Source organism: Staphylococcus sp. IVB6214 (genome assembly GCF_025558585.1).
Lineage (GTDB): Bacteria > Bacillota > Bacilli > Staphylococcales > Staphylococcaceae > Staphylococcus.
The window spans coordinates 1,032,656-1,057,250 of sequence record NZ_CP094723.1 but is presented as its reverse complement, the minus strand read 5'-3'; the positions used below and the strand labels follow the sequence as shown (position 1 = coordinate 1,057,250).

Annotated in this window: 23 protein-coding genes, 1 pseudogene and 1 riboswitch; of the genes and pseudogenes, 14 read left to right on the top strand and 10 right to left on the bottom strand. The window is 35.7% G+C overall.

Features of this window, described 5'->3' with window-relative positions:
* Positions 1-3: 3 nt before the first annotated feature.
* From MUA51_RS05080 to brnQ3, 12 genes and pseudogenes are all read left to right on the top strand, one after another.
* A pseudogene (locus tag MUA51_RS05080) lies at positions 4-510 on the top strand (GNAT family N-acetyltransferase).
* A 10-nt stretch (positions 511-520) separates the two neighbouring features.
* Positions 521-1,591 carry an undecaprenyldiphospho-muramoylpentapeptide beta-N-acetylglucosaminyltransferase gene (locus tag MUA51_RS05075; protein WP_262560793.1) on the top strand — a complete coding sequence of 357 codons (1,071 nt, stop codon included), beginning with the start codon at positions 521-523 and terminating at the stop codon, positions 1,589-1,591.
* A 10-nt stretch (positions 1,592-1,601) separates the two neighbouring features.
* Positions 1,602-2,219 (top strand): phosphatase PAP2 family protein, encoded by a 618-nt coding sequence (locus MUA51_RS05070; protein ID WP_262560791.1) that lies wholly within the window; start codon positions 1,602-1,604, stop codon positions 2,217-2,219.
* A gap of 272 nt (positions 2,220-2,491) precedes the next feature.
* Positions 2,492-3,169: a response regulator transcription factor gene (locus MUA51_RS05065; protein WP_262560790.1), complete on the top strand. Its 678-nt coding sequence runs from the start codon at positions 2,492-2,494 to the stop codon at positions 3,167-3,169.
* A complete protein-coding gene (locus MUA51_RS05060; protein WP_262560789.1) occupies positions 3,166-4,539 on the top strand; it encodes a HAMP domain-containing sensor histidine kinase in 1,374 nt (457 codons plus the stop codon). Before MUA51_RS05065 ends, MUA51_RS05060 begins: the two co-directional genes overlap by 4 nt.
* A gap of 87 nt (positions 4,540-4,626) precedes the next feature.
* Positions 4,627-7,416 carry a 2-oxoglutarate dehydrogenase E1 component gene (locus MUA51_RS05055; protein ID WP_262560788.1) on the top strand — a complete coding sequence of 930 codons (2,790 nt, stop codon included), beginning with the start codon at positions 4,627-4,629 and terminating at the stop codon, positions 7,414-7,416.
* Positions 7,417-7,429: 13 nt separating this feature from the next.
* A complete protein-coding gene (gene sucB, locus MUA51_RS05050; protein ID WP_262560787.1) occupies positions 7,430-8,665 on the top strand; it encodes a dihydrolipoyllysine-residue succinyltransferase in 1,236 nt (411 codons plus the stop codon).
* A 129-nt stretch (positions 8,666-8,794) separates the two neighbouring features.
* Complete coding sequence (locus tag MUA51_RS05045) at positions 8,795-9,037, top strand: hypothetical protein (protein ID WP_262560786.1); 243 nt, start codon at positions 8,795-8,797, stop codon at positions 9,035-9,037.
* A gap of 160 nt (positions 9,038-9,197) precedes the next feature.
* Positions 9,198-9,401 carry a DUF6501 family protein gene (locus MUA51_RS05040; protein WP_262560785.1) on the top strand — a complete coding sequence of 68 codons (204 nt, stop codon included), beginning with the start codon at positions 9,198-9,200 and terminating at the stop codon, positions 9,399-9,401.
* 119 nt (positions 9,402-9,520) lie between these two features.
* On the top strand, positions 9,521-10,318 hold the full coding sequence (locus MUA51_RS05035) for an ATP-binding protein (protein ID WP_095117024.1): 798 nt from the start codon (positions 9,521-9,523) through the stop codon (positions 10,316-10,318).
* Positions 10,319-10,330: 12 nt separating this feature from the next.
* Positions 10,331-12,220: a vWA domain-containing protein gene (locus tag MUA51_RS05030; protein WP_262560784.1), complete on the top strand. Its 1,890-nt coding sequence runs from the start codon at positions 10,331-10,333 to the stop codon at positions 12,218-12,220.
* Positions 12,221-12,496: 276 nt separating this feature from the next.
* Entirely contained in the window at positions 12,497-13,843 is a 1,347-nt protein-coding gene (gene brnQ3, locus MUA51_RS05025; protein WP_262560783.1) for a branched-chain amino acid-like transporter carrier protein BrnQ3, read from the top strand.
* A 98-nt stretch (positions 13,844-13,941) separates the two neighbouring features.
* Here the strand turns inward: brnQ3 and MUA51_RS05020 are convergent, their stop codons facing one another.
* From MUA51_RS05020 to MUA51_RS05010, 3 genes are read right to left on the bottom strand one after another with little or no spacing between them, the layout of a single operon-like run.
* Positions 13,942-15,123, bottom strand: coding sequence for a toxic anion resistance protein (locus MUA51_RS05020; RefSeq protein ID WP_262560782.1), 1,182 nt, complete (start codon positions 15,121-15,123; stop codon positions 13,942-13,944).
* Entirely contained in the window at positions 15,107-15,754 is a 648-nt protein-coding gene (locus MUA51_RS05015) for a 5-bromo-4-chloroindolyl phosphate hydrolysis family protein (RefSeq protein WP_262560781.1), read from the bottom strand. Before MUA51_RS05015 ends, MUA51_RS05020 begins: the two co-directional genes overlap by 17 nt.
* Positions 15,755-15,768: 14 nt before the next feature.
* Positions 15,769-16,041: an acylphosphatase gene (locus tag MUA51_RS05010; protein ID WP_262560780.1), complete on the bottom strand. Its 273-nt coding sequence runs from the start codon at positions 16,039-16,041 to the stop codon at positions 15,769-15,771.
* A gap of 311 nt (positions 16,042-16,352) precedes the next feature.
* On the opposite strand from MUA51_RS05010, the gene MUA51_RS05005 reads away from it, so the two are divergent.
* The gene (locus MUA51_RS05005; RefSeq protein WP_262560779.1) at positions 16,353-16,661 is read left to right on the top strand and encodes a DUF1033 family protein; all 309 of its coding nucleotides are present in this window, start codon (positions 16,353-16,355) and stop codon (positions 16,659-16,661) included.
* Positions 16,662-16,828: 167 nt separating this feature from the next.
* Complete coding sequence (gene cspA / locus MUA51_RS05000) at positions 16,829-17,029, top strand: cold shock protein CspA (RefSeq protein ID WP_015900294.1); 201 nt, start codon at positions 16,829-16,831, stop codon at positions 17,027-17,029.
* Positions 17,030-17,197: 168 nt separating this feature from the next.
* Here cspA and lysA read toward each other — a convergent pair whose 3' ends face one another.
* The 7 genes from lysA to MUA51_RS04965 form a co-directional block, all read right to left on the bottom strand.
* Complete coding sequence (gene lysA, locus MUA51_RS04995) at positions 17,198-18,463, bottom strand: diaminopimelate decarboxylase (protein ID WP_262560776.1); 1,266 nt, start codon at positions 18,461-18,463, stop codon at positions 17,198-17,200.
* On the bottom strand, positions 18,464-19,534 hold the full coding sequence (alr, locus tag MUA51_RS04990) for an alanine racemase (protein ID WP_262560775.1): 1,071 nt from the start codon (positions 19,532-19,534) through the stop codon (positions 18,464-18,466).
* Entirely contained in the window at positions 19,531-20,685 is a 1,155-nt protein-coding gene (locus MUA51_RS04985; protein ID WP_262560774.1) for a M20 metallopeptidase family protein, read from the bottom strand. Before MUA51_RS04985 ends, alr begins: the two co-directional genes overlap by 4 nt.
* A 138-nt stretch (positions 20,686-20,823) precedes the next feature.
* The gene (gene dapD / locus MUA51_RS04980; RefSeq protein ID WP_262560772.1) at positions 20,824-21,543 is read right to left on the bottom strand and encodes a 2,3,4,5-tetrahydropyridine-2,6-dicarboxylate N-acetyltransferase; all 720 of its coding nucleotides are present in this window, start codon (positions 21,541-21,543) and stop codon (positions 20,824-20,826) included.
* A gap of 15 nt (positions 21,544-21,558) precedes the next feature.
* Positions 21,559-22,281: a 4-hydroxy-tetrahydrodipicolinate reductase gene (gene dapB / locus MUA51_RS04975; protein WP_262560771.1), complete on the bottom strand. Its 723-nt coding sequence runs from the start codon at positions 22,279-22,281 to the stop codon at positions 21,559-21,561.
* Positions 22,278-23,156: a 4-hydroxy-tetrahydrodipicolinate synthase gene (gene dapA / locus MUA51_RS04970; protein ID WP_262560770.1), complete on the bottom strand. Its 879-nt coding sequence runs from the start codon at positions 23,154-23,156 to the stop codon at positions 22,278-22,280. The genes dapB and dapA overlap by 4 nt, the downstream gene beginning before the upstream one ends.
* A 5-nt stretch (positions 23,157-23,161) precedes the next feature.
* Positions 23,162-24,148, bottom strand: a complete 987-nt coding sequence (locus tag MUA51_RS04965) for an aspartate-semialdehyde dehydrogenase (RefSeq protein ID WP_262560769.1) — start codon at positions 24,146-24,148, stop codon at positions 23,162-23,164.
* Positions 24,149-24,360: 212 nt separating this feature from the next.
* Positions 24,361-24,538: riboswitch (Lysine riboswitch) on the bottom strand.
* Positions 24,539-24,595 lie beyond the last annotated feature (57 nt).

The following is a 24,595-nucleotide window of genomic DNA, read 5'->3' as shown; positions in this document are numbered from 1 at the left end:
GAGATGAGACTTGCAACAATGTCTGACTTACAAGCAATTGATACGTTAGTGAGAGAAGCTAAAATGCTTATGAAACAGGATAACAATCCACAATGGGATGCACAATATCCAGTATTACAAGATTTTGAAAGGGATATTCAAGAACAAACACTCTTTATTCTTGATGAACAAGAAATCATTAAAGGATTCATTGTCATTAATGATGAAGCACCCGATTAGTACGATCAACTGGAGTGGCCCATCGATCGTAAAAATGCTTTTGTCATACACAGACTCGTTGCATCTTCACAATACCCTGGTACAGCAAAACAATTGATGCACTTTGCAACTTCATATGCTGAACAACATCAAAAAACAGTATTGCTGACAGATACATTCTCAGAAAACATACGCGCACAAAGGTTATTTAAGAAACATCACTTTATCAAATCAGGGGAAATGACCAGTGATCTTTTCCCTTTTGATAAAGGCAAACCATTTTATGCATACTATAAAAAATTAACAAGATGAGAGGGAGAATATGGTTAAAATTGCATTTACAGGTGGCGGCACAGTCGGTCACGTTTCCGTTAACTTAAGTTTAATTCCAGCCGCAACAAAGAAAGGGTATGACACGATGTATATCGGTTCAAAAGAAGGCATTGAACGTGAAATGATTACATCACAGTTACCAGAGACACCTTACTATCCAATTTCTAGTGGTAAGTTGCGTCGGTATCTCTCAAAAGAGAACTTAAAAGACGTATTTAAAGTATTAAAAGGCATATTAGATGCAAGAAAAATTTTAAAACGTGAGCAACCAAACTTAATTTTTTCAAAAGGTGGCTTTGTCTCAGTACCTGTTGTACTTGCGGCAAAATCATTGAATATTCCAGTAATCGTACACGAATCTGATCTAACACCTGGTTTAGCAAATAAAATTGCAATGAAGTTTGCTAAAAAAATATATACAACATTTGAAGATACTTTAAAACATGTTCCTGCTGATAAAGGTGTCTTTGTCGGGGCAACAATTCGTGAAGACTTAAAAAATGGTAACAAAGATCGTGGATATGCGCTTACAGGTTTTCAACCATCGAAAAAAACACTTCTCGTGATGGGAGGTAGTTTAGGCAGCCAAAAGATTAATGAACATTTAAGAGCGGAACTTGATTTATTGTTAAACACATATCAAGTCGTTCATTTAACAGGTAAAGGATTGAAGGATGAAACACTTGCAAAATCAGGTTATGTTCAATATGAATTTGTAACTGATGAGTTAACAGACCTTTTAGCAATCACTGATACTGTTATTTCACGTGCAGGATCTAACGCCATTTATGAATTTTTGACATTACGTCTTCCAATGTTGCTTATTCCGTTAGGTTTAGATCAATCTCGCGGTGATCAAATTGATAATGCCAACTATTTTGCACAACAAGGATATGCGATGACCATTGACGAAGCAACACTTACAAACGGTACAATCAGTTCATCATTAAAGACACTCGAACAATCACGAGATGACTATATAAAAAACATGCAAAGCTTTACAGAAAGTTATACGAAGGAAGCTTTGCTTGATAAAATTATTCATGATGGTATTGGCTAAGGAGTGACGTATGACACATTTGAAAAAAATGCTTTATATGTTTATTTATAGTGGTTTGTTTTTGTTGATTGCACGCTTACACAATGCTTCAATTGGTAAGTGGATTGACGCCCACGTCTATGAATTTATCTTTACATCTCATAGTAGTGTGATGACAGTGATTTTTCTTACCGTAACATATATCGGAGAAGTCATAGGGATGGTTGTATTAACAATCGTTCTCGTTGTATTACTCACAAAGTATCAATATCGTGCTGAGGCACTCTATTTAGCCCTTACAATGATTTTAGCTCGGCTGAGCAATCCAATTTTAAAACATATTTTTAATAGAGAGCGCCCTAATACGATGCGATTGATTGATATCTCAGGTTTAAGTTTTCCGAGCGGCCATGCGATGGGATCGACGGCCTTCTTTGGCAGTATTTGTTTTATCGCTTTACGTATCTTAAAAGGGAAATCTAAATCTTTTGTCATTGCCTTATCTATCATGATGATTTTATTGATTTGTGCATCACGTATTTATCTAGGCGTTCATTATCCAACAGATATACTAGCTGGTATATTAGGAGGTTTATTCTTCCTCACATTGACACAAATTATATTAAGAAAACCACTCAATCTTTCTTAAACAAATAAAAGCCGTTGCACGCAAATGCAACGGCTTTTATTTATAGTTTAATTTAATATCAACGAAATTTTTATACGGGCATATAAAAGGGGATATTATTTGAAAATGACTCAACCCATTAAAACGAATAGTGTGGGGGGGAATCGTTGTGATTGATAATCATTTTCAATTACATTATAACTCATTGAGAATAATTGTCAATTAGAAAGTTCAAATTTTTTTATCTTTCTCAAACTCCTAATATGTCCTATGATTATAGATGAGGTGACAACATGAAAAATGTATTAATTATTGAAGATGAGCAAAACTTAGCACGCTTTATCGAACTTGAACTAAAACACGAAAATTATGACGTATCGATTAAAAACGATGGCATATCTGGCTTAAACATAGCACTACAACAAAATTTTGATATTATACTACTCGATCTGATGCTGCCAGGTATTGATGGCTTAGAAGTTTGTAAACGTCTCCGCAAACAGAAGGATACACCGATTATTATGATTACGGCAAAAGGGGAAATCTATGACAAAGTACAAGGGCTTGATCATGGTGCAGATGATTATATCGTAAAACCTTTCGAAATTGAAGAATTGTTAGCTAGGATACGTGCATTAGTAAGACGTGCATCTGATGACCAACAAACGAATAAAGACACTGTAGAAGTAAGTGGCATTGTTATCGATAAAAATGCGTTTCACGTGTCATATGGTGAACAAACCATCGAATTAACGAAGACAGAATTCGACTTATTACTCGTTCTCGCTGAAAATAAAAATCACGTTCTACATCGTGAACAAATTTTGAACCATGTTTGGGGATATGATTCTGAAGTCGAGACGAATGTTGTCGATGTTTATATTCGATATTTACGCAATAAATTAAAAGTCATACAAAAAGAAAAAATTATTGAGACCGTACGTGGAGTTGGGTATGTGATTCGTCAATGAAGCAACCTACACTGAAAACCAAGTGGACACTTGTCACAACCATCATTACGTTTCTAATTATCTTTATATTTTGCTTATTAATTATTTATGCAGTTAGCAGTTTATTAAAACAACATGAACTAGAAGAGGCAGAACGCAGTGCAGATGAACTTTATCAACTCCTTACGACGAAGGATTTTGAAAAAATCACACCGCTAGAATTTAGTTCTGTCACAAGTAATCATCAAAAAGTGATTTTGTATGATCGTGACGGTACACAATTAATGGAGAATACAAATGCAACGGATGTAACCTTTGCGCCAGAATTTGAAAAAACTTCGGACCGATATATTCGTATCTTAAAAAACAGTCACGGTTCTTTTATTGTGATCTCCAATCCAGTTGACACAAATTATTTTGAAGGATACGCAACTGTCGTTCATCCGCTCGATGTTTTTGATGATCTATTAAACTTTATAACTTATCTTGCACTAATTTTTGGGTTAATTGCTTTATTTGTTACAGCTTCTATCAGCTATGCTTTCTCAGCGCAAATTACAAAACCTATTAATATCATCACTGACAAAATGACACAAATTAGAAGAAATGGATTCCAAGAAAAATTAGAAGTACCTACAAATTATGAAGAAACCGACGCGCTCATCGACAACTTCAACAATATGATGGTGAAACTAGAAGAGGCTTTTAATCAACAGCGACAATTTGTTGAAGATGCATCACATGAATTGAGAACACCTTTACAAATTATTCAAGGCCATCTTAATCTTATTCAGCGTTGGGGTAAAAAGGATCCTGCTGTGCTTGAAGAGTCATTGACTATTTCTCTTGAAGAGATGAACCGTATTACCAAGTTAGTCGAAGAACTACTGCTATTAACGAAAGATGACCCGAAAACAATCGAAAATCAAATCGAACAAGTCGATGTCAACTTAGAAATAAAAAATCGAATTCACTCATTAAAACAAATTCATCCAGATTATGATTTCGAGTTTGAAAGTAATCAAGATTTTATTTACTTATATATGAATGCTTTTCACTTGGAACAGATTCTTCTCATCTTTCTTGATAATGCGATTAAATATGATCAAGAAAACCGTGATATTCATATTAAAACAAAATTGATTAATAATCGTGTACTCATCGAAATCAAAGATCATGGGTTGGGTATTCCGAAAGAAGATCAGGAACATATCTTTAATCGTTTTTATCGTGTAGACAAATCACGATCACGTCAACAAGGGGGCAATGGATTAGGATTATCAATCGCAATGAAAATGGTAAAACTCTATGACGGGCATATTACTGTAAACAGTGAAGAAGGGAAATACACAATATTTACGATTAGTTTTAATTCTATGAAACATCACTAAAATATCATGATTTTGCCTTTAAATGTTCACAATTTAATGCTATTATTTACTTGTAAGCGTTTTTATTCTTTCTGTGGAGGGTGGATTATGAAAAACGATAAACAGGTGAGTGAAGCGCCTGTAAATTTTGGGGCTAATTTAGGGTTAATGTTAGAACTTTATGACCAATTTTTAGATGATCCTAATTCTGTATCTGAAGATTTGCAAGTGCTTTTCAGCACAATTAAAAATGACAACACATCTTATTCAAACACATCAATGCAATCAAGCTCGGGAGACAACACGATTAAACGTGTGATGCGCTTGATTGACAATATTCGACAATACGGGCATTTACTCGCTGATATCTATCCAGTAAATAGACCACAACGTACGAATATTCCTAAACTAAACATTGAAGACTTCAATTTAGATCAAGCAACGCTTGAGAAGATACCAGCAGAGATTATCTCAGATCACTTTAAGGATATATATCCGAACGCATTTGAGGCAATCAAACGTATGGAGAAGCGATATAAGGGGTCTATCGCGTTTGAATATACACATATTAATAACAACAAGGAGCGTGTATGGTTGAAGCGCAGAATTGAAACACCATACAAAGCAACCTTGAACGAAGATGAAAAAATTGAACTTTTTAAATTGCTTGCACATGTAGAAGGATTTGAAAAGTATCTTCACAAAAACTTTGTAGGTGCAAAGCGTTTCTCAATTGAGGGTGTTGACGCACTTGTACCTATGATTGCACAAATTATTAAACGTGCAGCTGAGAATGAAATAAAAAATATCCAAATTGGTATGGCACATCGTGGTCGTTTAAATGTATTAACTCATATTTTGAAAAAACCATATGAAATGATGCTTTCAGAATTCATGCATACTGATCCGATGACATTCTTACCTGAAGATGGTAGCTTAACACTTACATCTGGATGGACAAGCGATGTTAAGTATCACTTAGGTGGGGTTAAAACAATCCAAACTCATGGTATTGAGCAACGCATCACTTTAGCGAACAATCCAAGTCACCTTGAGATTGTTGCACCAGTAGTGATTGGACGTACACGAGCAGCACAAGACTTCGTAGCACAATCTGGTCAAGTTGAAACTGATTTCAATGGTGCTGTGCCAATTATCGTTCATGGTGATGCTGCTTATCCAGGTCAAGGGGTTAACTTTGAAACGATGAACCTAGGCAATTTAGACGGTTATAGTACAGGTGGTACAATTCACTTGATCACAAATAACCGTATTGGGTTTACAACAGAACCTACGGATGGTCGTTCTACGACTTATGCTACGGATGTTGCAAAAGGTTATGACGTACCAATTATGCATGTCAATGCGGATGACGTTGAAGCAACGATTGAAGCGATTGATATTGCTATGGAATTTAGAAAGGAATTCAACAAAGATGTCGTGATTGATATCGTTGGATATCGTCGTTTTGGACATAACGAAATGGACGAACCGATGTTGACGAATCCACTTCCTTATAAAAACATCAAAAAACACAAAACAGTCGAAGTCATTTACGGTAACAAACTCGTAGAAGACGGCGTTTTAAAAGAAGATGACGTTCAAACAGTAATGGATGATGTGCAAAAAGAAATGCGTCAAGCACATGACCAAATTGATAAGACAAACAAAATTGACAATGCAGAAATGGAAATACCGGAAAATATTTCAAAACCATTGGCTAGTAACGAATCCGAGCTTTCTTATGATCGCTTAAAAGAAATCAATGATGCCATGTTGACTTATCCTGAAGATTTTAAGATTTTCAATAAGTTACAACGCATCTTAGATCAGCGTCGTAAACCTTTTGAGAGCGATGAAGGTCTTGTTGATTGGGCACATGCAGAACAACTTGCATTTGCAACTGTGATGCAAGAAGGCACACCTGTTCGTATGACTGGTCAAGACTGTGAACGTGGTACGTTTAGTCATCGCCATGCAGTTTTACATGATCAAGAAAGTGATTCAGTACACATTCCGTTACAACATGTACCAGATCAAAAAGGAACATTCTACATTCATAACTCACCATTATCTGAATCAGCAGTCGTTGGCTTTGAGTATGGTTATAACGTAGAAAATCCAGATTCATTTAACATTTGGGAAGCACAATTTGGTGACTTTGCTAATATGGCACAAATGTACTTTGATAACTTTATCTTTTCTAGTAATGCGAAGTGGGGTGAACGTACAGGTTTAACATTTATGTTGCCTCATTCATTTGAAGGGCAAGGACCTGAGCATTCATCTGCTCGATTAGAACGTTTCTTACAACTTGCAGCCGAAAATAATATGACAATCTGTAATTTGTCAAGCGCAAGTAACTACTTCCATTTATTACGTGCACAAGCGGCAAGCTTAGGTACTGATGCAATGCGACCACTCGTATTGATGTCACCAAAAGGCTTATTGCGTAATAAAACAGTCGCTCAACCTATTTCTGAATTTACATCAGGGGGCTTTGAGCCAATCTTAGTAGGTACACATGATCCAGAAAAAGTAACAAAAGTCATTCTTGCATCAGGTAAAATGCTTGTAGACCTAAAAGAATCAATGAGCAAAGAACCGAATGAAGCAATCGCACTTGTTGCTGTGGAAAGATTGTATCCATTCCCAGAAGAGGAAATTGTGGCGTTCTTAGAGACGTTACCAAACCTTAAAGTTATTGCTTGGGTACAAGAAGAGCCACAAAACCAAGGGGCATGGCATTTCGTATATCCACAACTTAATCGCATTGTCGGTGACAAATACGAACTTGAATACCAAGGTCGTCCACACCGTGCGGCGCCATCAGAAGGCGATGGAGAAATTCATAAAATTGTACAAAGTAAAATTATTGAAAATAGCTTAAATATCTAGGGGGCATATCAAAATGGCAGAGGTAAAAGTTCCAGAATTAGCAGAATCAATTACAGAAGGTACCATTGCAGAATGGTTGAAAGAAGTCGGCGATACTGTCGAAAAAGGGGAAGCAATCTTAGAACTTGAAACAGATAAAGTAAACGTTGAAGTTGTTTCTGAAGAAGAAGGTACAATCCAAGAACTACTTGCTGAAGCAGGCGATACAGTTGAGGTGGGGCAAGCAATTGCAATCGTTGGTGAAGGCGGTGCAAAACCTGCTGAGAAGAAAGCTGAAGAGAAACCAGCTGCTAAAGAAGAAAAAGCATCTGAACCAGAGCCATCAAAAGAGAAAGAAGAAGAAACATCTTCATCATCAAACGATCGCGTGAATGCTACGCCGTCTGCACGTCGTGCTGCTCGTGAAAAAGGTATTGATTTAGCAGAATTAAATGCAAAATCAGGTGATATTTTACGCAAAGAAGATGTTGAACGTGGTGTAAAACCTGCTGAACAAAAAGCTGAGAAAAAAGCTGAAAAACCAGCAGCACCACAAAACCCTTCAAAACCAGTGATTCGTGAAAAGATGAATCGCAGAAAACAAACAGCTGCTCGTAAATTACTAGAAGTAAGTAACAACACAGCAATGTTAACAACATTCAATGAAGTTGACATGACAAACGTGATGGAACTTAGAAAACGTAAAAAAGAAAAGTTCATGGAAGATCACAATGGTACAAAACTTGGCTTTATGTCTTTCTTCACAAAAGCAGCAGTTGCAGCATTGAAGAAATATCCAGAAGTAAATGCTGAAATTGATGGCGAATACATGGTAACAAAACAGTTCTATGATATTGGTGTTGCCGTATCAACACCAGGTGGTTTATTAGTACCAAACGTTCGCGACTGTGATAAGAAAAACTTCGCTGAAATTGAAGAAGAAATTGCAAACTTAGCTGCCAAAGCACGTGATAATAAACTATCACTTGATGATATGATTAATGGCTCATTTACGATTACAAATGGTGGTATTTTCGGATCAATGATGTCAACACCAATTATTAATGGTAATCAAGCTGCAATTTTAGGTATGCACTCTATCATTACTCGACCAATTGCAATTGATAAAGATACAATTGAAAACAGACCAATGATGTACTTAGCATTAAGCTATGACCACCGTATCATCGATGGTAAAGAAGCTGTTGGATTCTTAAAAACGATTAAAGAATTAATCGAAAATCCAGAAGATTTATTGCTTGAATCATAATAAATACAAAAGATACCATAAGTGTCACTGCTATAAAGTGGCACTTATGGCTTTTTTGATGCTTCATCTTTTGCTAACAAGCCATATGTGTTACGCTATTATTAATTAACCATAGGAGACATCAAAACTATGCAAATCAACAAAAAACTACTGATTCCTATTCTATCTGTCGGTGTCTTAATTATCATCATTAATTTTATTTTCATCCTAACGAGCTTATTTGGTTTAACAAACTATTGGCCAGTGTTTCAAACAATTGGCTTAGGGCTTGTTATTTTATATGGATTTGATATTTTACAAAATCGTAAACAACGATCTCTTTATTTTTACGCGGGAATTGTATTTATTTTATTCGGTATCTTTTTCCAATAATTATAAGCAATTTCAACAACAATACTGTAAAAGTTGGCTATAATATAATGTATAGTCAATTACATGAATGTATTAACAAACTATAAATTCATATAGGTTATAGACAAAGTAAATGATTTATTTCATAATATATTAGGATTGAATATAAGAAGGTGAGAAAATGTTACATGAAACTTGGAAAGAAACAACGCCAATTAAGCAAGTAAAAGTCGTACATACCGATGCGAAAAAGTTCACAGTAAGTGATATGTTGACAATCGGTAAAACTTACGATGTTGTTAATGAAACAGAAGAATATTATCAAATCATTGATAACTCTGGTCATGTTGGTGGCTATTATAAAACATATTTTGAAGAAGTATAAACTGTATATTATAAAATGAAAAAGCGATGGACATATGTACTATCGGCTTTTTTCTTATGTTTTTTAGGTTTTAATCATATCAACAACATTCTATTTTTAATTTTTGAAAGGTGAGAATCATGACTCAAGTAAATACTGGTTATATTAACGCAGATAAGACTGTTTTTGGTGATGCTGAAAAACTATTCAGCTTGAATAAAAACATCTTACTTAAAGGACCTACTGGTTCAGGGAAAACACGTTTAGCTGAAACATTAAGTGAAACAACAAATATTCCAATGCACCAAATCAACTGTTCTGTCGATTTAGATGCAGAAAGCTTACTCGGCTTTAAAACGATTAAAACTTCAGAAAATGGTCATCAAGAAATTGTTTTTATTGATGGTCCTGTAATTAAAGCAATGCGCGAGGGACACATTTTATATATTGATGAAATTAACATGGCCAAACCTGAAACTTTACCTATTTTAAATGGTGTGCTTGACTATCGCCGTCAATTGACAAATCCATTTACAGGGGAAGTCATCAAAGCTGCGCCAGGCTTTAAGGTCATTGCAGCAATCAATGAAGGTTACGTCGGAACATTGCCAATGAACGAAGCATTAAAAAACCGTTTTGTTGTGATCAATGTTGAATATATAGATGGTGATACTTTGCATCAAGTTATCAAAGCACAAAGCTTATTACAAGACGATGCATTAATCGATCAAATTATTAAGTTTAATGAAGATTTGCGTACGATGACCCAACAAGGTCAACTTTCTGAAGAAGCTGCGAGTATTCGTGCGCTAATCGATATGAGTGACCTTGCAACTGTCATGCCAATTGAACGTGCAATTCAACGTACAATAATTGATAAGTTAGAAGATGAGCGTGAACAACAAGCTGTGCAGAATGCTGTAGAACTGAACTTTTAGAGGGTGATACAAATGAGCGATCGCTTTATTCTATTTAACGATGAACAACTTGATGCGATGAAGGTCATGATGTTACAAGACCTTTCACGATTACTATTAAAAGACAAAGACACACAAGTTAAAATTCACAAATTCCCGTATTATGATGCTATTAATAATGAAGTCATTTGCAGTTCGTTTTGGTCACATCGTCCGGAACATATCGAACATACAGGGTTAAAAACAGATATTTTACTAGCAACATATAGTTACTTTAATATGACACCCAAAATTGTCAATGAAGTCATTTTGAATGAAGAAGGTTTTAATCATCCAAAACTTTATCGTCAGCTGTACAAATTGATAGAAGAGATGCGTATTCTCAATCTCATTGTTAGCGAACGTCCTCGTACCGCAAAATTGATCAATGTACGTCGTCAAATGCGTTTACAATACTGTGAAACACAAATCAACTTCTATCAAACAAAAACAATGTACACAGAGTTGTTCTTTTTGAATTTGGAACGATCATTTTTGAGTGAGAACTTTTTTGAAGTACCGCAAATTCACTCTGAGATTAATCCAATTTTGGAAAGCATGTATCAGTACTTACCTGATTTCTTTAATATCCTTACGAGTGAAGAAGCTATGTACTTAACACAGCGTATCATGTTCCAAGTAGATGACTGGTTGAAAGATGACATGTTGAATGAATACTATCATATTCCACGTCACGTGTATAAAGCACTTGAAGGATTAACACTAGATGATATTAAGAGAATGGATGCCGCTCAGACTGACGGTCATTCAGATGAAAAAGATGACGTCGAAACAGAAGAAATTGACGCTAAGTCTGCTGATTCTGATACTGCTGGTGGCGCATACTTAGAGACGGAATTGCATGAAGGAGAAAGCAGTGAAGCTTTGAGTGATAACGATACTGCACGTGAAGGTGACAGCTCAGACGATATGACAGACATGTTATCGAAAAAAGGGAAAGGCTCTCAAGATACCATTGAAAATGAAGAAGGGGGAACACAAGGCCCTTCAAATAGCTTATTAGGATTAACGGGTATCAATGCCAATGTTCGAATTGAATGGAACGTTCCAACAATTCTACCAGAGTATACGGAATCATATCGTCAAGTACAAACAGACGTACAATATGAGACAAAAGACTTAATACAAATTATTAAAAAAACAATTGATCGTGAATTTCAAGATGTACGTACAAATCTTACAAAAGGTCGTTTACAACGAAACCTTGTAAATTGGTTTGTCGACGATCAATATAAACTGTTTTATAAAAAAGCTGATCAAAGTCAAACATTTGATGCGACTTTCACTTTATTAATTGATGCATCAGCAAGTATGCACGATAAAATGGATGAGACGATTAAAGGCGTTGTTCTATTTCACGAGACATTGAAAGCACTAAATGTTCGCCATGAAATTCTTGCATTTACAGAAGATGCCTTTGATTCAGACGAAGATGATCAACCAAATATCATCGATGAAATCATCAACTATCATCAGTCTATCTATCAAGCAGATGCACCAAGAATTATGTCATTAACACCACAAGATGATAATAGAGATGGTGTTGCCATTCGTGTTGCCAGTGAGAGACTTCTTACCCGTTCAGAAAAGCAAAAATTTCTCATCGTATTTTCTGACGGTGAACCGTCTGCATTTAATTATGCACAAGATGGTATCTTAGACACATACGAAGCAGTAGAAATGTCACGCAAACTAGGTATTGAAATTTTCAACGTCTTCTTAAGTCAAGAGCCAATCACTGAAGCTATCGAACAAACAGTGCACAATATTTATGGACCATTTGCAATATTTGTTGAAGGCGTACAGCATTTACCAAGTCAACTATCGCCACTTCTTAAAAAATTGTTACTTAAATCTTTTTAATGAAAATTAGATATCAATATACAATTAACAGCATCATAAATTTTAATATCTTGTATTAATTAACAATTTCATTATAAAAGCCTGTCATTTTAAGACATAAAAAGGGATAAAAACCATGATTATGTGATATTTTTATCATAATTTAGTTTTTATCCCTTTAAAACTTTAGAGTGTTTAAAAATGCTTTTAAAATTTTCAGAAATCTTATAGACGAATGAAATTTATTGTGATAAAATGAGTCATAAATTTAAAAAGGAAGGTTTAGGAGTAAGTAAAATGAACAAAAATACATTAGTTATTGGTTTTATGTTATTTGCAATATTTTTTGGGGCAGGTAACCTGATTTTCCCACCTAGCTTAGGTTTAGCAAGTGGTCAATATTTTTGGCCATCAATTATTGCCTTTGTCGTTACTGGTATTGGTTTACCTTTACTAGGTGTTGTTGTCGGTGCACTCGACAAAGAAGGGTACATCGGTGCAATTAATAAAATTCACCCTGCATTCTCAGTAGTGTTCTTAGTTGTTATTTACTTAACAATCGGACCATTATTCGCTATCCCACGTACAGCTTCAACATCTTTTGAGATGACGGTAACACCAATCATTAATTCAAGTAGCGCTGTTTGGTTATTTGTTTTCTCAGTAGTTTACTTTTTAGTTGTACTATACTTATGTTTCAACCCTGGTAAGATTGTAGACCGTATCGGTGCGATTTTAACACCATTATTACTTATCACAATCCTTGCGATGATTGTAAAAGGTTTCTTTGACTTTGGTGGGAATCCTAATGCAATGGCTGATCCAGAAGTATATAAATCAAACATCTCTGGTTTCTCAAAAGGATTTACTGAAGGTTACTTAACTATGGATGCGATTGCAGCGATCGCTTTCTCAATGATTGTTGTCAATGCTGTAAAATCAACTGGCGTTAAAACAGCTGACCAAATCTTCAAACAAACTGCAATGGCAGGTCTTATTGCAACAGCCGCTCTTGCTTTTATCTACATTTCATTAGGCTTTATCGGTAACCATATGGTTATTAGTGAAGAAACAATGAAACATTTGACTGAGAACAATCAAAACATTGGTGCTTATCAGTTAATTACAATTGCAGCAACTGGTTACGGTGCTTTTGGTAAATACTTACTTGGTATTATCGTAGCACTTGCATGTTTAACAACAGCTTGTGGATTAGTAGTATCTGTAAGTGAGTACTTCCACAGTATTTTACCGAAGTTATCATACAAAACATACGTTGTAATCTTTACGTTAATCAGTTTTGTATTATCTAACTTAGGATTGAACTCAGTGATTCAACTTTCAATCCCAGTACTATTGATTATTTACCCAGTTGCAATCACTACTGTATTCTTAATATTAATCGCACGTTTTGTTCCAACACGTCGCATTACGCAACAAATCACAGTGGCAGTAGTTTCATTAGTATCGATTTTAAGTGTATTCAACTCAAACGGTTGGTTAAAACTCTCATTTATCGATAACTTACCACTACATGACTACTCATTAGAATGGTTCCCAATTGCAGTTATTACATTATTAATTGGTTATGTTATTGGTGCTTTCGTGAAGTCATCTAATGTCATTGTATACGAAAAAGAATAACTTAAAAGGTCTCGCCACTATTGGCGAGACCTTTTTATCGGCAAGAATAGTTAAAGGCACTCAACAATAAGTAGTTGTGTGCCTTTAACTAATACGTATTATTGAAAGTCATTTCTTTGATCTTTTGCTGTCAGTAAACGTGATCGTAAATCTTGTTCCAGCTGTTTTAAATCTTGTTCAGCTTGTTGACGTTTCTGACGCCCATCAGCTTGAATCTGTAATGTTTCTTCAATCGTTTGAATAATATTATCTTGTGTCGTTTTCAACGTGTCAATATCTACAATTCCACGTTCGTTCTCTTCTGCAGTGACGCGTGCATTCTGACGTAACATTTCAGAGTTACGAATTAGCATTTCATTCGTTGTATCCGTCACTTGTTTTTGTGCTGTCACAGCTTTATTTTGACGGTTTAAGGTTAGTGCTATTGCCATTTGATTTTTCCATAATGGAATACTTGTCAAAATTGAACTTTGAATTTTTTCTGCTAATGCTTGGTTAATGTTTTGAATCATACGAATCTGTGGTGCAGATTGTAATGTGATTTGACGTGATAATTGAAGGTCATAAATACGCTTCTCTAATCGATCAATGAATTGTTCCATATCTGCAACTTCCTGTACGGCCATCTGATTGTCTGAAGTCCGTGCTTTCTCACGCAATTGAGGCAATACATTTTGTGTTAAATCTTCTTTTTTACGCTCTGCTGCTGCAATATATAAGTTTAATACATCATAATAATCTTTATTTTGTTGATATAGGCCATCTAATAAGCGAACATCTTTTACTAATTCTGATTTATTCTTATCTAACTCAACAGAGATTCGATCAACTTGTGCACTCACAGATTGCATACGTGAAAATACTTGTTGCATTGATGCTTTTGATCTTTTGAAAACTTTCTTCAAAAAATTCTCTTCTTTTTGTGATAAATCTTCAGGATCAATTTCTCTCAATTTTTTCATTAAGTTTTCCAGCGTCTCACCAATCGGCCCAATATCTTTTGACTGAATGTTGTCTAACATCTGATGTGAAAAACTTGATAAATGTGACTGTGCATTAGAGCCAAATTTCATTAAGCTATCGTTATTCAGAGGCTCAATTTCTTTTGCCAACTGTTGGATTTTCTGTTGGTCTTGTTCTGAAAATTGAGGTCCTACTACTTCATCTGGTCCTTCTGTTGGAAGTGGCACTTCCTGCAAATGGTTATCTCGTTCAAACGAGGTGAAGTATTGATCTAACGGATGACTCATTGTTGTTTGTGTTTTATTGTTTTGTGTCATTAGCATGCTCCTTTTCTTTTTCACTTAAGTATAATTTAGATAAGCGCATTTCCGTATCTAATTGGTTGTAACGTGGTTCATTGACACGCTTGAGATCAGCAATTAATGTACGTTTAATCTCTTCTAGTGTAATGCGTGTTTGATACAATGCCTGTTGATCTGCTGCTGATTTCATCGGCATTTTTGATAGATGCGTGTAGTTTTCTATTAGATTAAGCGCATGATCAATATGTGAATAATAAAAACTTTCTATTTGATAAAATTGATTCGGCTTTTGACGCACAATTTGATTAATCGTTCTTGCCAATCGATAAATATCATTGACTAACTTAAAATCTTGAATAGATCGCACATTGATAAATGATTTGAAGATACGTTTTACTTTGCCTTGTGCAACATTCATCTGGTGATGTATATAACGATAATCTTTACGTGATAATCCAAGTTCATTTAAATAATTTTTAGAAGACAACCGTTGCGTAGGGACGTAACCTAATACGAAACCAACACCACCAATCAATAGATCGAAAATCCATTGAATATCTAATCCAATTGTACTTGCAATGAATGATACTGTTGCAACTGGAACGCCTACAACAACACCTAATATACGCGATAAATTATATCTCATTATGACAACTTCCTTTATCCCAGTACTTTAAATTTCTCTTCCTGTGGTACAATATTCAGTGCTTCAATATGATGATGTGTCACCGATGAAGCAGGGGATGCGCCATTAACCACTGCCTGTACAAAAGCTTTAAGATTTTCACTTTCACCTTGTGCAATGACTTCAACGTAGTCATTTACGTTTTGTACAGTTCCTGTCACGTGATATTTTAATGCAAGTCGTTCTGTAAAATAACGAAACCCGACACCTTGAACGCGGCCATGAACACTGATTAAATAACGTTTCATTTTGTATCACCTCTCTCTTTAATTATACGTACTTTTGAAGAAAAAGACTAACAATTAAGAAGCGCATTTCATTTTAAGTAAGCGCTATGTCGTTGAGCAATGATTTGTTTGATAAAGAGAAACAAACATGATAAAGCAGTTGCTTGATGCATGGTAAAATCTATCTCTAAAGTTGAATAACTTGATTTTTATGTTTAAAAGTCTTAAGTTGTTGGGGTAGGGATAATTACAGTTTCTGATTAAAATAACATAATTCATCTCTTAATCATTCATAAATCGAATGTGTCAGTACAAATGGGAGGGACATCTTTATGTGGGAACTCACAAAAATTCGTGCAGACTATGAAGGCTGGTGGCTTTTTGATGACTGGCCAGAACATATCGTTGATCGACAAAGTTTTACAACTTACGAAGCTTTTATAGAAGCATATGAATCAACAATTAAAGAAGCAAAACAAAATTATTGTAATCATATTGTTGGCAAACATAATATATATGCATTCTACAATAATTGTGATATGAACTATTGTGAAGATTGTGGAGAAGATCTCCAAATATTTTATAGTTTTATTGTATTAAAAGATAAAGAAATTTATTTAAATCTTCCATTAATAAACTGATTAAAATTTTTTAATTTCTGTATTGCAAATACGTCAACCTTACATTATAATAGTATGTAAGCAATTGCATTATTCCATATTGCAAAGAATATTGATGTGAAATGGAGTATTTTTTGTAATATGCGAATAGCGCATATTGAATTTTAGTCTTGGAGGTTTCACATATTATGAAACAAGGTACAGTTAAATGGTTTAACGCTGAAAAAGGTTTTGGTTTTATCGAAGTTGAAGGAGAAAACGACGTATTCGTACACTTCTCAGCTATCAACCAAGAAGGTTACAAATCATTAGAAGAAGGTCAAGCAGTTGAATTTGAAGTAGTTGAAGGCGACCGCGGCCCACAAGCTGCAAACGTTGTTAAACTATAATAAATAGATGCAATGTTGACTTAACAAAAAGACGGGTACATTCCATGTACGCGTCTTTTTGCTGTCTTTATACCCATAAGCAGTCCTACATGTTCATTCTCCGCTAAAATTACACAGCAACCAATTAAAAAGGTGAGACAGGTTTTCCCATCCCACCATAAAATATTTTTATCTCACATCATTGATAATCAGTTGTCTTAACGACTGGCGTTTAATCACTTCACGTGCCTTACCATTTGCCACAAAGAACACGGCTGGTTTTTGAATTTGGTTGTAGTTCGATGCCATACTATAATGATAAGCTCCCGTTGACAACACTGCTAAATAATCACCACGTGCTACACTTGAAGGAAGTGCTGCCTCATGTATTAAAATATCACCTGATTCACATAACTTTCCAGCTAATGTCACGACTTGATCTGCCGATTCATTACGATTCACAAGCAGTACTTTATATTTCGCATCATACAGTGCTGTACGGATGTGATCACTCATCCCACCGTCAATAGAGATATATTTGTTTACAGTAGGGATATCTTTTATTGTACCAACTTCGTATAAAGTCACACCCGCTTCAGCCACAATGGAACGTCCTGGTTCAATACTTAATGTCGGAATTGGATAATCAAGCTCACGACATTTTTGTTTCACTGCTTGAACAATTTCCGTAATTCCTTGCTCAATATCAAACGACTGATCACCTTCAACATATTCTACGCTAAAGCCACCACCAAGATTCAGTAATTCAGTTTCAAGCGCATGATGATCAAGCCATTCTAATACCATTTTAGCTGTTTCAATCATACCTGTTGTTTCTTCAATTTGAGATCCAATATGAAAATGAATACCTTTTAAATGTAAGTGATGACTTTGTTGAATACGTTCAACAGCTTGTTCGGCTAGCCCATGTTTTAATGACAAACCAAATTTACTTTTTTCTTGACCCGTTTGAATAAATTCATGTGTATGCGCTTCTACACCTGGATTCACACGGATTAACACATCTACCGTATCTGTCGCATAGTCGTCTAAAACATCAATTTCATCTAAAGAATCGACTACAAAGTAACCGATACCTTGAGAAAGGGCATATTGTATTTCTTGTTTTGTTTTGTTGTTTCCATGAAAATGAATACGCTTTGGATCATATCCCGCTTCAATTGCTGTATAAAGTTCACCTTCAGACACGACATCTAGATCAAAATCTTCTTCTTGTACAAGTTTAATCATCTGAATACATGTAAATGCTTTTGACGCATATGATAAAACATAGCCGATATCATTATGTTGAAACGCTTTATGATAACGTCTCATTTGTTCACGAATTTGATTTTCATCGTACACAATTGTTGGTGTACCGTAACTTTGGGCAATTGTTTTTAAACTTGTCCCATCAATTGTAAGTTCTCCTGATTTGTTATAAGTGACTGTCATTTATTTGTACTCCTTTATTAAAGAATCAAGGTTGAGTGCACTCAATTGTTCAGAATTTGCACCGACACCTTTGAATGTATAATCATCTATTCTTAAATCTTCATTATAAAGCGTCACAACGTCTTGTGGCCGCACATCATCGTCTACCTCTACAAACATATGACTCATCATGAGTGCACGAATCGGATAGCGTTTTTGATGAATTAACACATCATGTTGTGCACGTGTACGCAAGATACCATCTCCATACCCAATATCAACAACAGCAAGTTTGGTATTGTCCTTCTCCGCTGTATATGCAAAGCTATATCCACAATGTTGACCTGCTTGAACTGTACGTACTTGTATGACATTTGCTTGTACAGTAAGTGACTGTGATATCGACGTTCTAGAAAGTGATGCATAAGGTCGAGACCCGTACAATGCAATACCAACTCTCGCATGTGTGTGATGCTGGAATATTTGTCCTTCACGTATAAAACTCGCACTGTTTTGTGCATGAATCATCTCAAATTGATAATCTTTTTTCAGTAATGTCTCTACAATTTGAATCCATGCATCTCGCTCTTCTTCATAATCTGAAACGTCAAATTCATCTGCATAACCAAAATGTGTCCATAGTCCTGTGATAATCATTTTAGGTTTTGTATTGGCTTGATGATCTTCAAGTACTTCTAACAACTCATCAAGTGTTTTAAACCCAGATCGATGAAGTAAATTCTCATATTCTAAATGAACCTTAACATCCGCCAGCGCACGCTTATGTTCATAATAAAAGTTTAAAGAAGGAAGTGTCATATGGATATCATATTTTCTTAATGTCTCAAATTCACGTGTGGGATTCATTAAAAATATTGTCGCAGTAGGGGACAATTGTCGAATTTTTACCGCTTCATGCAATGAGGTTGTACTGAAACAACGAATACCCGCTTTCCAAAACTGTTCAACTGCAAATGACAAACCATAATTGTAAGCATTATTTTTCACAACAGCTATCAACGGTTGATCATTTTTTACCTGTTTAATATTTTTCTGAAAGATTTCACTGTCTACACGCCATATCGCTGTCATTCTATCACCTCACCATAATTAAATAGTAGGCGTTCATAATAATCTGCGACACGAATAAGTATTTGTTCATCAAAGTTTAATTTCGGCGTATGCAAACCATGTACAAATTCTTGTTCTTCATTTCTCGTTCCTACAAAAACAAAATAAGATGGGGCGATTTGTTGATAAAAACTGAAATCTTCCCCGAATAAGTACGGTGTTTTAGGTTCAATCACTTGTAAGCGATGATGTGTTAAACTTTCCACAACATATTTTTTTAAGTCTGGGTCGTTGATTGTTGGTGGATAACCTTCTTCAAATTTTACTTCACACGACACGTCAAATAACAGTTCGATACTTTGCGCAATTTTATTCATCTGCTGTTGTACCTGTTGTAAATCATGCATATCATATGTTCGAATTGTTCCTTCTAAATACCCATTACTTGGAACCGTATTGATTGCTTCTCCTGCATGAAAACGACCGATATGGACAATATTACGCTGTAAGCCATTTAGATGATATTGTTGAATTTGTGATAATTGTATCAACAAGTGTTGCATCGCTTCTCCCGTTGAGTGACCTTGCTCCTTGTTCGCAACATGACTTGATTGTCCTTCTAAATAGAAACGATACTCCGTTGCACTTGCTGTTATTTCTTCGTCACGTACAATCACTGATCCTTCATCAACAAATGGCATGATATGCACGCCATAAATCGCATCGATAGCATAGGGATCAAGTGCGCCTGTTTTTATTAATAAGTTTGCACCACCACCGGATTCTTCTGCTGGCTGGAAAATAAAAACGACATTATGAGGAAGTTTACCAGCATCATAAAGTGCTTTACATCTTTTTACATGTAACATTAGCGCCGTTGTATGACCATCATGACCACAAGCATGCATGACATCATCTATTTGACTACGGAAGGGGATCTCATTTTCTTCATCAATTGGAAGTGCATCAATATCTGCTCTAAATGCGATTGTTTTATCAGAATTTCCTTCTAGATAAGCTACAACTCCCGTTTCTAATGGTCTTTCGAAGGGGACTGCTTCAGATTCTAAAAATTCAACAATATACTCAGTCGTTTTATATTCTTGCAAACTTAATTCAGGATGCATATGTAAACATTGTCGATGTTGTGTGACAAACTCTAACTCACTCATTTTATTCACTCCTTGGTATTTAAACAAAAGAAGTGGGGCACAAAGCTTTTGACTTTTGTCCACCCACTTCGATCGTTGTCTACTACACAATACATGCTTTGTTAGGAAAAGCTATAAAACTCTTTCATACCGTTCACTTTATTCATCCAGTTTGCGTAATGCAGCTACAATTTCACGTTTTGTATCTGCTACATCACTCGCCTGTTTAATAACCTTAGCAGGTGTTCCTGCAACAACTGCACCTGCAGGGACATCTTGTGTCACAATTGCACCTGCAGCAACGATTGCACCTTCACCGACGCGCACGCCTTCTAATACGACTGCATTCGCACCGATCAGAACGTTGTCTTCGATCACAACAGGTGCAGCACTTGGTGGCTCGATAACACCGGCTAGCACAGCACCTGCACCGACATGTACATTTTTACCTGTCGTTGCACGGCCACCTAACGTCGCATTCATATCAACCATCGTACCTTCACCAACAATCGCACCGATGTTAATTGTTGCACCCATCATAACAACCGCACCGTCGCCAATCACAGCGTGTTCACGAATAAATGCACCCGGTTCGATACGTGCATTTGTATTTACTAAGTTTTTCAAAGGAATAGCCGAGTTGCGACGATCCATTTCAATCTCTAATTCTGTAATAACAGATTGGTTTTTATCACAAAAAGCTTGCCAATCATTTGCTTCGCAGAAAATGACTTTCGAATCGTCTGAACCAAAAACTTTGAATTGTTCTGGGAACGTAACATTTGAAAAGTCACCATTCGCATAGACTTTGAGAGGGGTTGATTTTTTTGCATCACTAATATATTGAATAATTTCTTCAGCCGTAAAATTTTTAACCATCTTTTCTTACACTCCTTATAAGTTATCAAATGTATAATATCCTGGTACTTTCTGAACAAGTTTTTCTGCTGCTTTTAATGCACCATTCGCAAAAATATCTTTAGATTGTGCACGATGTGAGAGTGTGATTGTCTCATCAACACCAGCAAATAACACATCATGTTCTCCGACAATTGTACCACCACGTAGAGAATGAATACCGATTTCGCTCTTTGTACGTTTTTCAGTATGTTGACTACGATCATAGACAGGTTGGACTTCATCTCGTAATTGTTCAATTACATCATATAGTTTAACTAATGTACCACTAGGCGCATCTACTTTTTGATTATGATGAGCTTCTGTCAACTCAATATCATATTGTTCGAGTAACGGAACTGCTACTTCTAATAATTTCGCAAGGACGTGTACACCGTAACTCATATTTGCACTGAAAAATACTGGCATTTTTTCAGCAAGTGCTTCAAGTTTTGTCGTAATTGCTTCTTTTTCTCCAGTCGTTGCAATGACTAATGGCAAGTTGAATGATTGATCAAGCACTGGCAATAATAACTCAGGATGTGAAAAGTCAATTGCAACATCTGCTTCAGTTGCTGCACTAATTTCGTTTACGATAGGATAGGGGATATCATCATGTTGTCGATTAGGAATCACCGCTACAATTTTATGACCTGCCGCTTCTGCTAGACGTGCCACACGCTGATTCATCGCTCCGTAACCAATTAATAATATGTTCATGCTTGAACCTCCGCTTTGAATTGTTCATACGCTGTTTTTAACGTTGCTTGTTCTTCATTGTTTAAAGCAACTAATGGTAATCGTACTTCATATTGGCCAAATCCTTCTAATGCTGCTAAATATTTAATAGGAATTGGGTTAATATCCACTGACATCGCTTCTAGCAGTTGGCCAATCGGTTTAAAGTGATCTGCTCGATTTTCAGCATCAGTAAAAACTCTTTGAAATGCTGCTGGGATGACATTTGCAGCCACAGAGATCAGTCCGTGACCACCTTCATCAAAATACTTAACAATATTTTCGTCATTCCCACTGTATAGTGCAAATTTTGACGTGTCGATGCGTGATTGAATTTCAGCCAAATAATCAAAATCATTTGTTGCGTCTTTTAAAGCAACAATATAAGGATTTTGACTCAATCGTTCCAATGTTTCCGGTTCAATCGTACTATTTGTTCGGGATGGCACATTATACAATACAACTGGCAACTCAACTGCATTCGCAATTGTTTCAAAGTGTGCAATGAGCCCACGCTGGCTTGTTTTCAAATAGTAAGGAGTAATCAGCATAATCGCATCAGCACCTAATTCTTTTGCACGCAATGACGCTTCCAATGAACGTTGTGTATTATTCGTGCCTGTTCCGACAATCACCGGTACACGTTCATTATTTTCATCAATCACAGTTTGGATGATTTGATCTTTTTCATCTTCTGTCAATGTTGGATTCTCTGCTGTTGTTCCATTTACAATGAGCGACTGAATGCCATTATCTATTAAAAAGTTGACTTGTCTACGAATCGCATCAAAATCTACATGATTATCATTAAAAGGGGTGATTAATGCTACACCGGTCCCTTCAAAAATATGTGTCATAACATTTATTCTCCTTTCAATTCTAGAACTTGTTCTAACACTTGTACTGCGTTTAATGCTGCACCTTTCAATAAGTTGTCTGAAGTCACCCAAATATGGAATGTATTGTCTAATGAATCATCTTTACGAATACGTCCTACAAAAACTTCATTTCGTCCTGTTGAATGAATTGCAAGTGGATACTCATTGTTTGATGGATTGTCTACGAGTACAACACGTGGGTCTTTATCGAACAATGATTGAATTTCTTCAACCGTTGCTTGTCGATCCAACGTCACATTGATATGCACACTATGGCTGTCCTGTACTGGCACTCGTACACAAGTCGCAGTTACATTTAATGTTGGTTCATTTAAAATTTTCTTTGTTTCATCAATCATTTTTTGTTCTTCTTTTGTATAGCCATCTTCTAAGAAAACATCGATATGTGGTAAGACATTATTATAGATTGGATGTGGATACGCTTTTGGCTCTGCACCGTGCACGCCATCTTCTAAATCTTTTTTACCTTGCATACCAGAACCTGAAACAGCTTGGTATGTTGTATATGCAACACGTTTCAATCCAAATTGTTCTTGTAAAGGTTTCAAAGGAACAACTGATTGAATCGTTGAACAGTTTGGATTCGCAATGATCCCACGAGTAAATGTCGGTTTGTTCACTTCAGGAACGATCAAGTCAACATCTTCTGTCATACGCCATTGACTTGAGTTATCTATGATAATCGCACCATGTTGTTCAAAAAGTGGGGCGAAGCGAGCACTTGTTGCGCCACCTGCACTCATTAATACGTAATCGAAGTTGCCATCCGTCGCTTCTTCAGTAAGTTCTTGTACAATATATGTTTTTCCTTGGAATTCAATTTCTTTTCCCGCTGATCGTTTTGAAGAAAATAGAACGAGTTCATCAAACTGAATACCTTTTCGATCAATTGTTTCTAAAATTTTAGAACCTACTAAACCTGTTGCACCTGCGACTGCTAATTTTACCATGTCATTCACTCCATCTTCTTTTGTAATTATTTTTAAATTGATTCATTTCTTATAATTCAGAAAATAAATGCGATTTTTCATGCTTGAATTCACAGATACCTTCTTTTCAACGAACGATTGATTCATCGTCATTTAAATCGACCTCCTCACAAAAGGGGAGTCACGTGATATATAAAAAAGCAAGTTCGGTGTGCGAACTTGCTTACTTTATATACAAGTGATGCACTCCATTATCTCTAGAATAATGACAGATTCTTAGCTCTTAACCTGTGAATCCAATAAACAGATTCTGCAATCTCTGTTTATTTCGGCATCGCACCCTTTGGATATAAGTTGTTTGCAGACAAATTCATTATATCTACTCATGATTGATGCGCCTCATCAATAATTATTAAATTAATATGTCTCATATTATACATACTGAAATACTAACTGTAAACACCAAAT